The organism is Williamwhitmania sp. (genome assembly GCA_035529935.1).
GTDB lineage: Bacteria > Bacteroidota > Bacteroidia > Bacteroidales > Williamwhitmaniaceae > Williamwhitmania.
Genome location: DATKVT010000082.1, coordinates 1 through 14,560 on the forward strand (window position 1 = coordinate 1; position 14,560 = coordinate 14,560).

General features: G+C 44.2%; 9 protein-coding genes. 4 read left to right on the forward strand and 5 right to left on the reverse strand.

The features are described from left to right. Window positions 1-74: 74 nt before the first annotated feature. Window positions 75-548 carry a hypothetical protein gene (locus VMW01_06635; protein HUW05917.1) on the reverse strand — a complete coding sequence of 158 codons (474 nt, stop codon included), beginning with the start codon at window positions 546-548 and terminating at the stop codon, window positions 75-77. A gap of 256 nt (window positions 549-804) precedes the next feature. Between VMW01_06635 and htpG the strand changes: the two genes are divergently transcribed. Together htpG and asnA are read left to right on the forward strand one after the other, a co-directional pair. Continuing rightward, complete coding sequence (htpG, locus tag VMW01_06640; protein ID HUW05918.1) at window positions 805-2,859, forward strand: molecular chaperone HtpG; 2,055 nt, start codon at window positions 805-807, stop codon at window positions 2,857-2,859. A gap of 427 nt (window positions 2,860-3,286) precedes the next feature. Continuing rightward, window positions 3,287-4,318 (forward strand): aspartate--ammonia ligase, encoded by a 1,032-nt coding sequence (gene asnA / locus VMW01_06645; GenBank protein HUW05919.1) that lies wholly within the window; start codon window positions 3,287-3,289, stop codon window positions 4,316-4,318. 70 nt (window positions 4,319-4,388) lie between these two features. Here asnA and VMW01_06650 read toward each other — a convergent pair whose 3' ends face one another. The 4 genes from VMW01_06650 to VMW01_06665 all read right to left on the reverse strand — a co-directional run bounded on the left by VMW01_06650 (window position 4,389) and on the right by VMW01_06665 (window position 11,616). After that, window positions 4,389-7,214, reverse strand: a complete 2,826-nt coding sequence (locus tag VMW01_06650) for a caspase family protein (GenBank protein HUW05920.1) — start codon at window positions 7,212-7,214, stop codon at window positions 4,389-4,391. A 275-nt stretch (window positions 7,215-7,489) separates the two neighbouring features. Continuing rightward, window positions 7,490-8,719, reverse strand: a complete 1,230-nt coding sequence (gene pepT / locus VMW01_06655) for a peptidase T (protein ID HUW05921.1) — start codon at window positions 8,717-8,719, stop codon at window positions 7,490-7,492. 171 nt (window positions 8,720-8,890) lie between these two features. Beyond that, complete coding sequence (locus VMW01_06660) at window positions 8,891-10,963, reverse strand: oligopeptide transporter, OPT family (GenBank protein ID HUW05922.1); 2,073 nt, start codon at window positions 10,961-10,963, stop codon at window positions 8,891-8,893. A gap of 131 nt (window positions 10,964-11,094) precedes the next feature. Beyond that, complete coding sequence (locus tag VMW01_06665; GenBank protein ID HUW05923.1) at window positions 11,095-11,616, reverse strand: hypothetical protein; 522 nt, start codon at window positions 11,614-11,616, stop codon at window positions 11,095-11,097. Window positions 11,617-11,712: 96 nt separating this feature from the next. On the opposite strand from VMW01_06665, the gene VMW01_06670 reads away from it, so the two are divergent. Then, the gene (locus tag VMW01_06670; GenBank protein HUW05924.1) at window positions 11,713-12,909 is read left to right on the forward strand and encodes a pyridoxal phosphate-dependent aminotransferase; all 1,197 of its coding nucleotides are present in this window, start codon (window positions 11,713-11,715) and stop codon (window positions 12,907-12,909) included. A 142-nt stretch (window positions 12,910-13,051) separates the two neighbouring features. After that, a complete protein-coding gene (mltG, locus tag VMW01_06675; protein ID HUW05925.1) occupies window positions 13,052-14,113 on the forward strand; it encodes an endolytic transglycosylase MltG in 1,062 nt (353 codons plus the stop codon). The last annotated feature ends 447 nt before the right edge of the window (window positions 14,114-14,560 follow it).

The following is a 14,560-nucleotide window of genomic DNA, read 5'->3' on the forward strand; positions in this document are numbered from 1 at the left end:
TGTCTTCTAAATAATTCCTCAATATTATTTCTTTTCTTCTCACCATAAAGGACGTTACTTAATAGGTAATTGTCTCATTCAGCTGGATTGTTATCAATCTTTATGACAATACCAACTCCTGAACCATTATCTCCATATAAACGCCACATATCAAAATAGTCTGAATCGTCATTATCTTTAATTTGACACATTGAAAGGATAAAAGAAAAAAGCTTGTCATTATCCTTTCCAATCCTATCTGTATCTTCCATGTTTTTGATCGTTTCCCAAGAATAAAGGTATTCTTTAGGATCATCTTGGTTACCAAAATCATAAAGCCGAATTTCTTCCGAGTTAAGAATTTCAAAAAGATTTCTTAAAGAGGTGAAGTGCACAAAGCGTTTTTTATCCACTTCCTTCATTTCATATATGGACCCTTCAAGGTCCCTGTTGTTTTTGAGAAATAACTTAAAATTTTCACCCAGTTGAGACATGCGACTAAAATTAGCATTTGGAAGCAAAGGTGCTAAAACAACTTTCCTATAATCTTCAAAATCTGGTATGCACATAATTTTGTCTTTTTGTTGTCCAATAAAATTAGGGATAACTATCTGAAATGTTAATCATTAATGAGTAAAGTTGTCAACAAAGTATAAATGGAGTAACTGCCAACCATGTTTGTATTGACTTGCTGTTTCTGCCACTCCGTCAGCATTTGCCTTTTGGTATAGGGTTTGATTAAGCGGGACCTGTGGGACTTGCTTTTGGCCACGCGCCATGGGCATTTCGTTAAAGGCAAATACTAATTCTAAAAAAATAGCTGATATGAGTAACGGAAAAATTGGCGTAACAACCGAGAACATTTTCCCCATTATCAAAAAGTTTCTCTATTCCGACCACGAAATTTTCCTTCGCGAGGTGGTCTCCAACGCCGTGGATGCAACGCAAAAGTTGAAGACGATGGCTTCGGTTGGCGAGTATAAGGGAGAGCTGGGTGACCTTACTATTCGCATTGCCCTCGACGAGAAGGCTAAAACCATTACCATTTCCGACTCCGGAGTTGGAATGACCGAGGAGGAGATAGAGAAGTATATCAACCAAATTGCCTTCTCAGGTGCTGAGGAGTTTATGGCAAAGTATAAGAATGCCGAGACTGGCATTATTGGCCATTTTGGTTTGGGCTTCTACAGTGCGTTTATGGTTTCGAAGAAGGTTGAGATTGTTACCCGTTCACACAAGGATGGTGCAGCCGCTTTGCGCTGGTCCTGCGATGGTAGCCCCGACTATACAATTGAGCCAGCCGAACGGGAAGCACGTGGCACCGATATTATTCTGCACATCGACGATGAGAGTAGCGAGTTTGCGGAGAAGAGCCGTATTGAAGGCCTGCTCAAGAAATATTGCCGCTACCTGCCTATTCCCATCTCCTTTGGCAAGGAGCAGGATTGGAAGGATGGAAAGTATGTGGATACCGATAAGGACAATGTGATAAACAATCCAAACCCACTATGGACGCGCAAACCTGCCGATCTTAGGGATGAGGATTACATGGAGTTCTACCACGAGCTATACCCCATGGCCGAGGATCCGCTCTTCAACATTCACTTGAACGTTGACTACCCATTCAATCTCACCGGTGTTCTTTACTTTCCCAAGCTGAAGAACAACTTGGAGGTTCAGAAAAACCGCATTCAGCTCTACTGCCGTCAGGTGTTTGTAACCGACAACGTGGAAGGCATTGTACCGGAGTTTTTAACCCTACTCCATGGCGTTCTCGACTCACCCGATATTCCGCTCAACGTGTCGCGCAGCTACCTGCAGAGCGACAGCAACGTGAAGAAAATTTCGAGCCACATCACCAAGAAGGTGGCCGATAGGTTGCAGGAGATTTTCAAGAGTGACAGGCCCCAGTTTGAGAGCAAGTGGGACGACCTGAAAATTTTTATCGAGTATGGTATGCTCACTGACGAGAAGTTCTACGAGCGCGCTGAGAAGTTCTTCCTGTTTAAAAATTCCGATGGGAAATACTTTACCATTGAGGAGTATGAGAAGCTCATCAAGCCCAACCAGGAGGATAAGAACAAGAAGCTGGTTTACCTTTATACTACCAACCGAGAGCAGCAGTTTACCTACATTGAGAAGGCTCAGAACAAGGGCTACGATGTGCTGATAATGGATGGACAGCTCGACGCACACTTCGTAAACCATCTGGAGAGCAAGCTCAAGGATGCTCGCTTTGTTCGCGTCGATTCCGATGTGGTTGATCGCCTTATTCCAAAAGAAGACTTGGCCGAAACCAAGTTCAGCTTAGAGCAGCAGGAGGAGCTTCGTCCGGTGTTCCTATGCCATGCTCCCGAGAACACCAACTTTACCGTGATGTTTGAGAACCTTGCAGAAACGGATGCTCCGGTGCTTATTACCCAAAGCGAGTTTATGCGCCGCATGAAGGATATGGCTCAGATGGGTGGCGGTGGAATGAATTTCTACGGCGAACTACCCGACAGCTACAACCTTGTGGTGAACGCAAACCATCCTTTAGTTTCAAAGGTTATTGGGGAAACCGAGGCTAAAATGAAGGCCGAGCTAGAGAAGGTGAATGGCGAGATTGCTCCGGTTGAGGCTTCGCTTAAGGAGTTGCAAAATGCTCAAAAGGATTTGAAGCACGAAGAGATACCTCAAGCCGACAAGGACAAGGTCGCCGATGTTGAGAAGCAGCTCAATGCCCTGAAGGATAGAAAGAAGGCCATGCTCACAGAGTTTGGCAAGAAAAATAAACTCGCTAAGCAACTTGTTGACCTAGCCTTGCTTGCCAACAATATGCTTAAGGGCGAAGCGCTGGCTAAGTTTGTTGTTCGCAGCGTGGAGATGATTAAGAAGTAAAGATTCATATTGTAGAGTAAAATAATTAATTGGGGTGCCCGAAGGGGTACCCCTTTTTTTAGTGACAATTATTGCTGATAAATCAGTTGGTTTTTTTACAGAGGTGTTGTCGAATCAAAATTCTTTTTATATTGCATTCAAATACAAACAAGAAATGACCTTTTTCCGCAATAATAACGCCAATAATAATCCGAAGAAATTTCGGGGAGGAGCGCTATTGCAGTAAAATTGAAATTCTCAACACAACTGATAAAGCAGGCCTTCCCAAACGGAAGGCTTTTTTTGTTTACACCAACTTGAAATGATAAGAATAACTAACAATAATAATAATAGCCCCCCGCCGGCCGAGGATATCACCTGCTATGCAAATGTGTAACCTCCGGCCAAATTGGCGGAGGTTTTTTTATAACCCTTTAAACCCTAAAAAATGAAAACGTTATTGGAGAGCAAGAGCTTACAACAGGAATTTTTAGCCGCCGAGGATGCGCTTTGGAGCGTGAAGGGCTACTTTGTCGATAGGCTACGCAAGAGCCTTAACCTTACTCGGGTTACCGCCCCAATGCTGGTGGAGGCCGGAACGGGTATCAACGACGACCTAAACGGTATCGAGCGACCACTTGGCTTTTCCACAAAAGCGCTTGACGGAAGAAGGGTGGAGGTGGTACAGTCGCTAGCTAAGTGGAAACGGCTTAAACTGGCCGATGCCGGAATTGAGCCGGGTAAAGGAATTGTTACCGATATGCGGGCCATACGACCCGATGAGGTGCTTAGTCACATTCACTCTCTCTACGTTGACCAGTGGGATTGGGAGATGGTTATGGAACCACAGCAACGTAACCTAGATTTTTTGCAGCTGATTGTAACACGTCTTTATGCGGCTATTAGGGACACTGAACATTACGTTTCAACGTTATACCCTGAGATCCGGCCCATTCTACCTACTTCCATTAAGTTCATTCACTCAGAGGACTTGCAGGCGCAGTTTCCGTATCTTTCACCAAGGGAACGAGAAACGGAGGCCACCAAGGAGCATGGTGCCGTATTCATTATTGGCATTGGCGGGAAGCTTGCCGATGGTGAGCCGCACGATGGTCGCGCACCCGATTATGATGACTGGAGTACCGAAACTTTACCCGGAAAGCATGGTCTCAACGGCGATATTGTGGTTTGGAACCCGGTGTTGCAGTCGGCCTACGAGCTATCGAGCATGGGAATCCGTGTAGATGCCGAGTCCTTGGTTCGCCAGCTTTCCATTGCCGATGCTGAACAACGGATGGGTCTCTATTTCCACTCTCGACTGCTTAAAGGCGAGCTGCCACAAACCATTGGTGGAGGAATAGGACAATCGCGGTTGGCCATGTTTTTGCTTCGCAAAAGCCATATTGGGGAGGTGCAGGCAAGCGTTTGGCCGGAGGAGGCCAAAACCTGGAGTTTAACTCACGGCATCACACTGCTTTAGAATTTGAAAAATTTTGGCTTAGGTGTAGCGGGGATCTCATATTAGGAGCCCCCCGCTTTTTTATGGATACTTATTTTACAAGCCAGGTTTTCCAGCTGTCGCCAGCGTTAGGGCTAACTATTACCTGTGGTGTTTGAATTTTTCCAGAGATGCCCGTTTCCTTTCTTACATTTTGAATGATGTAGCTACTGAGGTCGTTGTAGCTAATCTCTCCTTTGCTCTCCTGAAGTTTCTTCAGTAGAAAATAGGTAAAGTATCCGTGTCGTTTTTCCTTAAACACGGCAGAGCTCTCGTCACCAGTGCTGGAAGCAAGCACTACCATATGTTCAGGTACGGTATTCTCCTTGGGTCTTACCTTTACTCCTTTTACTGCTAACAATCCTTCGTTACGACCACCTCCGCTGAAGCAAGCATCAAGGAAAACGTTCACCTTTTTCGTTGGCTGTTCTGCTAAGTCCTTGTATACATCGGCCACCTTAATTGCATAGGTGAGGTTTGAGCCATTTACATCAACAGGAACGAGGTAGGCTTCTTTGGTTTGCTCATCGGGAAGGCCATGGCCCGAATAGTAAAAGAACAGCTCGGCATTGCCGTTTTCGACCTTAGCTAAATTTGTTAACCATGCCAAACCTTGTGAAATTTCTGCCGCTGTGGCATTTAGCAATACCTTGATTTGTCGCTTGGGTATGCCGAGCGTTTTTTCGCAGTAGAGCGCGAACATGTTTGCATCGTTTACGGCAAATTCCACATTTTGCTCCTTGGAAAGCCCAGTTTGTCGAGAGCTGTAATCTTCGTTCCCAATTATTAGCGCGTAGGCGCTGTTGTTGGAGTTGTTTGTAGTGGGAATGTTGGAGTCAACGTCCACCACAAAATCAGGGATATCCTCAATTATTACTTTACTTGGGATTCCTGTATTGGTGTTGGTACTAGCCACCGTTCGTATGAAACCCTCCTCGGAAAGTTTTGTGTTTATGGCAAAACTTTTTGGTAGAGAGAAGCCAAACCTTCCAACCTTTTCTCCTGCATTAATGGTAAACTGCAGGTTGGAATCGGTAAATTCGCTGTTGATAAAGTAACGATAGGTTACCGTTTCATACTTTCCCGAAGCAATGGAGCTAAAGGTCGGATTTTGGCGAACTAGCTGATTCCCGTTTACTACCCCTAAGAACATAACCCCTTTTTGATTGTTAGTGACCGATGTGGTTACGTTTTCCGCACTGCCGAGGCCCACGTTTTGAACAGCAAAAACAAGGTCTACCATCTCGTTGATATCGATTTGGTTGTTGGGGTTGGCACTCTGATTTTCAACCACGGCATACTTTGCCAGCAAAAGTTCGGGTTTTTGGAATTCCCGAGTTGGCACAGAGAGCTGCTTTCCCTGAATTTTCACTTTAAAATGAGGTTCCTCTACCTCAATTTTCAGTTGGGCAGTGGTGGAGGGTAGATCAACAGTCCCAGTGATTGGAATGGTGACGGTTTGTTTTCCGCCGTTTGCTGCAATGGTGGGGAATGGGCTTGAAGCACTAAATTGCAGATCCTTGAGGTTCGATTCAAGATTAAGCATTACGTCTCGAGCATCTCCTGGTCCAACATTTTTAAGGGTAACCGATAGCTTGGCCGTTTCGTTCGCTCCAAATGAATTTGAAGAAAGTGAAATATCTTCGATGGTGAGGATTGGCGGCAATCCTGTTGGCACATCCGCTGCAACGTTTGTATTTGTCGCTGGCGATGCCACGCTGCCATCGAGTTTCATCCCAATAAGGTTAAAGGCATTGGCTGCACCAGGTTGCTCTACAAGATTAAGTTCTTTAATCTCGGTTGGAACTTTGTCGAATATAAGTGAAAAATTGTCAGACTTTTTATAGTAGTTTGTTTCGCAAATTGGAATTCCAACTGCGCTTACCAGATTGTAATGAATTCCACTTACCGGGTCTTCGAGGTAGGAATCGCGGCCGATGCAACAGCGAGTAGTGTCGATATGATCAATGTTGACGTATGTGTAGTCTTTAGTTGTTTTAATCCACTTAGGTTTAAGCGAAGTGGTCCCTTCACGAAAGGCAAGGTTGTCTGCAGAGGAGGCAAGAACATTGGCATCGTTGATTGAAATAGGAGCACTATCAAAATCGGTTACTATGCCAGTTATGTAATTGTCCTTATCCCACAGTTCCTTAATCTCTTTTTCGGGGTAATAGGTTCTGGTTCTCCATGCCTGATCAGTGGTGCTTACTCCTTTCGACATAACCACAACCCACTCTCCATTTCCATAGGCAATGTTGGTAATGTAGTATTTGGAGTCCCAGTAACTTTTAATTTTGGTGTCGGGATAAGTTGAACTTCTAAACCATACTTGGTCGTCCATGCCAGTTCCTTTCGACATTACTAACGCCCACCGATCTTCACCGTAGCTAAGGTTAGTTATTGCATAGTCCTTACCTTTCAGCGTATTGATTTCATCTTCGGGAAAGTAGGATCTGGTTCGCCATGCCTGATCGGTAAAGGCGGATCCTTTGGAAAAGATGGCGGCCCATTCTCCATTTCCGTAAGTTAGTTCTGTAATATAATAGCCGTCATCCCACGCCTTTTTAATATCATCAGCAGGAAAGATGGTGGATGTTTTCCACCGCTGTTGCGTGTACTTTGTTCCTTTTGTGGCCACCATAGCCCAAAGTTTCATGCCATAGGAGAGGGATGTTACTTCGAATCCCTTATCCCACAGTTCACTAATTTCTTTTGACGGGAAGATGGTTCTTGTCCGCCATTCTTGTGCTGTGTATCCATTACCTTTTGACATTACCAAAGCCCACTTAGTGTTTTGGGCAGAAATGGAATTTTCTCCTATTAGGCCAAGGATAAGGCATAATGCAAATGCAATAGAGTATATGTTTCTCATAGACATTACGAGTCAGGTTTAGGCTCAGGTAATTTACAAATTTTGATCACAAAACCTCCTTCAATTGTTTAGTCGATAGGTTCAAATTAGTAAGAAGGCAAGTTTGCTGCGTGTTGGGTATCAACGCTGATTTATATAATTAGGATTTTGACGCTTGAGATCTATTCCCTGGATGGATTTGGATTTATGAAAATACTTCTCAGCAAATGCTTGGCACTGCAGGCATAAAAAAAGCACCGTCCAAATTAATGAACGGTGCTCTACCAAAATTTTAAAATTGGTTATGCTTCAGCGTAAAGCTTTACAATATTTACAATTACCTCTGTTGCCTTTACCATCGACTCCAGCGGAACGTACTCAAATTTTCCGTGGAAGTTGTGACCACCTGCAAAGATATTGGGGCAGGGGAGTCCCATGTAGGATAACCTAGCACCATCTGTACCTCCTCTTATTGGAACAACGAGCGGTTTAATGTTGGCCATCTCCATTGCCTTTACTGCGGTGGTAACAATGTGCATGTGCGGCTCAACCTTCTCTTTCATGTTGTAGTATTGATCCTTCATGTCAATGGTCACGATGGTATCGCCATACTTCATGTTGAGAAGACGGATAATGCTTGTAAGTAGCTCCTTCTTGGTTTCAAACTTTGTACGGTTGTGGTCGCGGATAATATACTGAATGGTTGCATTTTCCACACTGCCCTCCATGTGGATGAGGTGGTAAAAACCATCGTAATCTTGGGTAAACTCAGGACGCTCATTAACCGGAAGCATGGAATTTAGTTCCATCGCTACAAGCATGGCATTAATCATCTTGTCCTTGGCATAGCCAGGGTGGATGTTCCTGCCCTGGATTGCAATCTTAGCCCCTGCTGCATTGAAGTTTTCGTACTCCATCTCGCCGATTGCGCCACCATCCATGGTGTAGGCAAAGTCGGCGGCAAAACGCTTCACATCGAAGAAGTCAACACCATGTCCAATCTCCTCGTCGTGGGTAAAGCCAATGCGAATATCACCATGCTTTATCTCCGGATGCTTTAGAAGGTAGCTAACCGCAGCCATGATTTCAGCAATACCAGCTTTGTCGTCAGCACCGAGCAGCGTATTGCCATCGGTGGTAATGATGGTTTGGCCAACATATTTCTTCAACTCGGGAAACTCCCGTGTGGTCATTACCAGCTGCTTTTCTTTGCTAAGAACAATATCGCTACCGTCATAATTCTCAATGATCCTTGGCTTTACGTTTTCTCCGCTCATGTCCGGGCTGGTGTCCATGTGGGCAAGGAATCCAATTACCGGCACCTTTTTGCTAACGTTACTAGGAAGTGTAGCCATTATGTAGCCATACTTATCAACGGTAACATCCTTTAAACCAAGAGTTTTAAGTTCTTCGATTAAGAGATTGCCAAGCATTCTTTGTTTCTCTGAACTTGGATAATTTGATGATGATTCGTCGCTCTGGGTGTCAATTTTAATATACCTCAGAAAACGCTCAAGTATTTCGTTTTTCATTCTTTTCCCATATTTATCGGTTCGAAATCATTTTTTAAGTCAAACAATACCGAAGGTAAAAAGTTGGTGTGGTGAACACTTTCAATGGATAGAAAACCTGCTCAGGCTGATTAATTCACTGTCAGTTGTCTTTTTCAATTCCACTTTTACTATTCACCACTCACTTATTCACTATTCCACCTCAGGTTTTGCCTTTAAGGAACTTCTAATTAGGTAATAGCTTATCAAAATTAGCATAAATCCGCCAAGCCATACTGCGGCATTGCTATCGGCCCACGCTGCGTTGATAAACGTGTGACCTTCCTTAATATGTTGGATTGCTTCGCTTGAAGCGCCTGTTCCCAGGGCAGCAATTTCTTTATCAATTTGCGTGCTTTGGTAGAACTTAATAATGGCGGCTACAACACCCATTAGCGCTCCACCTGCAATAAATCCAGATGCAAGGAGGGTTCCCTTTTCATGACGGGCAGTATTTAGCTTTTTATCCTTACTTCTTGACTTTACAAACCATGCAATGGCTCCACCTACGAGAAGGGGTGTGTTGAGCTCCAGTGGAATAAACATGCCAAGGGCAAATGCAAGCGCAGGAATTCTCAGAAGGGTAAGCACTATGGATAGGGCTGCTCCAAAACCATATAGAATCCATGGAGCAGCCTGACCCGACATTAATGGTTCAATAACCGCCGCCATTGCGTTAGCCTGCGGTGCAACCAGTGCATTAGGTCCAGTGAAGCCGTATGTCTTATTTAGAATCATAATGACTCCGCCAACGGTGGCAGCCGATACCAGCGTGCCTAAGAATTTCCAACGTTGCTGGGTCGAAGGTGTAGAGCCTAGCCAGTATCCAATTTTGAGGTCGGTAATAAAACCTCCGGCCATGGAAAGCGCGGTGCAAACTACACCACCAATAATTAAGGCAGCAACCATCCCCGAAGTACCGGTAAGTCCCACTGCAACCATTATCAACGATGCCAAAATAAGTGTCATAAGGGTCATACCCGAAACAGGGTTGGTGCCCACAATGGCGATGGCGTTTGCTGCAACAGTTGTAAAGAGAAATGCAATAATGGCAACCACTAACAGGCCAACCACTGCATAGGTTAGGTTGTGAACAACGCCAAGTTGGAAAAAGAGGAATACCAGTGCAAGTGCAATTCCAAGCCCAATGGCAATGAACTTCATAGATAGGTCGCGCTGAGTCCGCTTTTGAGCTACATCAACCTTATGCTTGCCCGTAATCTCCTTGGCAGCCAATCCGAAGGCACTCTTAATAATGTGAGAGGAGCGGATGATGCCAATAATACCTGCCATGGCAATACCGCCTATACCGATGTGACGAGCGTATGTTGTGAAAATTAATTCAGGAGACATCTGACCCACCATCATTGTGGTGTGCCCAGTAAAATCGATAACCTGATGACCAAAGAAAACAGACATTAACGGAATGATGATAAACCAAACGAACATCGAGCCAATGGCGATAATTGCTGCATATTGCAAGCCAACAATATAGCCAAGACCAAGCAGGGCAGCGCCGATATTCAGTTTAAACACCACCTTCGCTTTGTCGGCAATGGCTTCGCCAAAGGGAATTACCCGTGAGGTGAAGTTCTCATTCCACCAACCAAATGTGGCCACTATAAAGTCATATGCACCACCAATTAATCCGCTAATAAGTAGAAACTTAGCTTGGTTTCCGCCCTTCTCTCCTGAAACCAACACCTGTGTTGTGGCAGTGGCCTCGGGGAATGGATATTTGCCGTGCATATCGGAAACGAAATACTTACGAAAGGGAATAAGGAACAGAATTCCGAGAATGCCGCCAAGAAGCGAGGAAAGGAATACCTGCATGAAGCTAACAGTTATCTCCGGATATTTAGCTTGCAAAATGTAGAGAGCCGGCAGCGTAAAAATGGCACCAGCAACAATAACACCCGAACTTGCTCCGATGGACTGAATAATAACATTCTGCCCAAGCGCATTCTTCATCTTGCTCAAACTTGAGGCACCTACGGCCATGATGGCAATGGGAATTGCCGCTTCAAAAACCTGTCCAACCTTTAGCCCTAAGTAGGCTGCCGCTGCTGAGAATATTACTGCCATAAGCACCCCCATCATTACAGAGTAAGGGGTTGCCTCCAGCACCTTTTTATCTGGAGACATAATTGGCGAATAGCTTTCACCCGGTTTTAGCTCCCGATGTGCATTTTCCGGAAGCCCCTTTGGTTTTTCGATCTGTTCCATTAGGTAAACAATTTGTTGTTAGTTTAAGGGTTGATTCTATTTTGCTTGTATTGTTAATCAGATTGCATCAAGCGAGGAGGGTTTAAATGAATTATTCAACCTCCATACTTTTGCATGTTCTTTTCTAGAGATTAGAATAGGAAATTGACCTCGCCCTTCAGGAATTCAATTGATGGCGTTACCGGATTAACTTCGCGCTCTACCAGTTTGGTAAGAATTTTACGCGAGAGAATTATTCCAGGACTTGCTGGCGATATGTCCTCCATGGCTAAGTTGACAATTCCGATCAGGTTGCTTTTAGCGTTTTTAACCGATTCCCAAGCTTGAGGGCTCACGTAGAGCTGCTGCGAAAGGTTGTGCTCAAACTCCGTTCTTATGGCGGTTATGAGTGCCTCCTGTAGCTCTCCGGACTTCATGTCGGGTCGGGTAATTCGAACGATAAGATTATCCGGGGAAATTCTCTCAAGAAACAGGATTAAGCGCTCGTAAGCTCTTAGCCGGATAGGAATAATAATTTTTTGGTTGTTAACCATCAACTCCTGTTTTCGTCTATTCTCCTCACTTTCAATTATTTTCTTAAAAGAGAGGTAGGATGCCATGTAAACGATTATGGCAGGAATGGCTACAAGCAATAAGGTATATAGCAAATCCATAGCATTTTTTTATGCAAATAGAGTAATAAATACATTAAAAACCTAATTTTGTTTACAGTTTTGCAATCGTTTACGAAACCTAACTCCCAACTAATCATGGACATAGTTTCTGAGCGCCTAAAAAAGCTCTCGGTATCCCAAACATTGGCAATGTCTCAGAAGAGCAAAGACCTTAAAGCCCAAGGTATTGATGTAATAGACTTGAGCGTTGGCGAACCTGACTTTAATACTCCGGACCACATTAAGGATGCAGCCAAGCGTGCCATTGATGATAACTTTACTTTTTATTCCCCGGTACCTGGGTTCATGGATTTGCGGCAGGCAATAGCCCACAAGTTCAAGGTTGAAAATGACTTAACATATGCTCCCGAGCAGATTGTTGTTTCCAATGGTGCCAAGCAATCGCTAACCAACGTCATCCTTTCAATGGTAAACCCCGGAGAGGAGGTAATCGTTCTCGCACCTTACTGGGTTAGCTATCTTGAGTTGGTCAAGGTGGCTGAGGGTACCCCGGTTGTGATCAATACAACGCTAGAAAATGACTTTAAGGTCACGCTGGAACAACTCAGAGGGGCAATTACACCTAAATCAAAGTTGCTTATTCTTTGTTCGCCTTCAAATCCTACAGGAAGTATATACTCCAAGCAGGAGCTGCACGATATTGCTGTGGAGGTTGCCAAGCATCCAGACCTCTTTGTAATTGCCGACGAGATATATGAGCATATAAACTTTGTGGGACGGCATGAGAGCATTGCCCAATTTGACTTCATTTACGAGAGGGTGATAACCATTAACGGTGTTTCAAAAGGCTTTGCCATGACCGGATGGAGAATTGGCTACATGGCTGCTAGTAAGGAGATTGTTCAGGCTTGCATAAAGTTGCAGGGGCAAACCACCTCTGGCGCTAGTTCCATCGCCCAAAAGGCAGCCTTTGCTGCTCTTACAATCCCAAGCACCTTTCCTGCTACAATGAATGCTGCTTTTAAGCGTAGACGCGATTTGGTTTATAGCTATATGTCTAAAATTGATGGCGTTAAGGTGAATCTTCCAGAAGGTGCATTCTACATCTTCCCAGATATCTCAAGTTTCTTTGGACGAAGATACGGTGATAAAAAAATTCAATCTGCTCAGGATATTACCCTCTACTTGCTTGAGGTAGCACATATAGCATTAGTTCCTGGCTGTGCCTTTGGGGAGCCAAATTGCATTCGCATATCCTACGCTACCTCCGATGAGGTTCTGGTTGTTGCAATGGAGCGATTTACCATGGCTCTAAAGGCATTAACTAGCTGATAAATTGACATTATAATTGTTGTTAATGAGCGAAGCAGCAACCTTGGTTGACTGCTTCGCTTTATTGTTAGCCATAGGTGTTGAAGTATTCGGATGCTTATGTTATGGTTGAAATGCCTATTTTTGCTAAAATTTTCCTACAGTGAAGAAGAGTGGTAACAAATTATCGTTTGGGCTAAAAGTAGTTCTTGGAATTGGCATATTAGCCTTATTGAGTTTTGGATATATTCTAGAGGAGGCATACCGATATCTCTATAAGCCTAACGTAGTAACAACTATGCACGAGGCCGATTACATTTTAATTCCTACTGGCTCCGCCATTGAAGATGTTACCCGATTGCTTTATGAAAAAGGGGTTATTGTAAACCGAAGCACCTTTGAGTGGCTTGCTCGAAAGATGAAGTATGCTGAGCATGTATATCCTGGACGGTACCGCATAACTAACGGTATGAGCAATCACGACCTCATTGAGATGCTTAGAATGGGTAAACAAGATCCTGTTAAGCTAGTCTTTAATCCAATGAGAGGTGTTGATCATTTAGGAGGTGTTGTGGCAAAACAAATTGAAGCGGACTCGGTTTCGCTCGATCGAATGCTAAACGATCCTGATGTGGCTGCTCAGTATGGATTTAGCTTGGCTACTTTCCCCTGCATGTTTATCCCAAACACCTATGAGTTTTTTTGGAATACCTCAGCCGAAAAGTTCATTAGCAGGATGCACAAAGAGTATGAGCACTTTTGGAACGATGCTCGCAAAGCCAAGGCTAAACGGTTGGGTCTTAGTCCTGTTCAGGTAGTTACGTTGGCCTCTATTGTTGAGGAAGAGACGGTAAAAGGGAGCGAGAAATCTCGAATAGCAGGGGTTTACCGTAATCGCCTTCGGAAGGGAATGATGTTGCAGGCCGATCCTACAGTAAAATTTGCATTAGGTGATTTCACCATCAGACGAATTCTGAATAAACAGCTGCAAGTTAATTCACCCTATAATACTTATCGATTTGCAGGGTTACCTCCTGGCCCTATTAACTTCCCATCACCCAGCACTGTTGATGCTGTGCTTAATGCAGAGAAGCACTCGTATTTATATTTTTGTGCTAGGGAAGACTTTTCTGGTTACCATAATTTTTCAACTACGCTTAAGGAGCATAATAGGAATGCTGCAGCATATAGGCGTGCACTTTCACGGCAGGGTATATACAAGTAATTCTCGGTTTTATAGAACGCGATAGTAACCTGCCGATGATTTATTCTCCGGTTTTGTGGCAAGGGTGTCATTACTACCTACACTGTCTTGGTATAATGGCCCTGTTTTTTTATTTTGTATGGCCTTATCTCCTTTTTATTAAAGCACTACCCTTTGACCTTCAGCATGATGAAGTATACGTTAAAAAAACATTAAAAAAAGGTTCACTATTATTTGGAGTGTAAGGTAAGAAGTACTACTTTTGCATCCGCTTTCGAACCGGTAACGACCGGTAAATGGCGGAAGCAGGGCGGGTAACCGCCCGAGGATCTTTGACCGGCTGTAGCGAGTTGACCCCTTCGGGGGAAGACTAAATAACAAGCAAGACGAAAGGAATAGCACAACAACAAGCAGGAAAAGAAAGCGCAAGCCGCGCGGGAGCGCGGCGACCGGAAGCTGGGAATACTA

What these genes read in the sequence shown, in the direction of transcription:
- VMW01_06635 (HUW05917.1), bottom strand. Translation starts at nt 548, where the DNA reads ATGTGCATACCAGATTTTGAAGATTATAGGAAAGTTGTTTTAGCACCT.
- asnA (HUW05919.1), top strand. Translation starts at nt 3,287, where the DNA reads ATGAAAACGTTATTGGAGAGCAAGAGCTTACAACAGGAATTTTTAGCC.
- pepT (HUW05921.1), bottom strand. Translation starts at nt 8,719, where the DNA reads ATGAAAAACGAAATACTTGAGCGTTTTCTGAGGTATATTAAAATTGAC.
- VMW01_06660 (HUW05922.1), bottom strand. Translation starts at nt 10,963, where the DNA reads ATGGAACAGATCGAAAAACCAAAGGGGCTTCCGGAAAATGCACATCGG.
- VMW01_06650 (HUW05920.1), bottom strand. Translation starts at nt 7,214, where the DNA reads ATGTCTATGAGAAACATATACTCTATTGCATTTGCATTATGCCTTATC.
- htpG (HUW05918.1), top strand. Translation starts at nt 805, where the DNA reads ATGAGTAACGGAAAAATTGGCGTAACAACCGAGAACATTTTCCCCATT.
- VMW01_06670 (HUW05924.1), top strand. Translation starts at nt 11,713, where the DNA reads ATGGACATAGTTTCTGAGCGCCTAAAAAAGCTCTCGGTATCCCAAACA.
- VMW01_06665 (HUW05923.1), bottom strand. Translation starts at nt 11,616, where the DNA reads ATGGATTTGCTATATACCTTATTGCTTGTAGCCATTCCTGCCATAATC.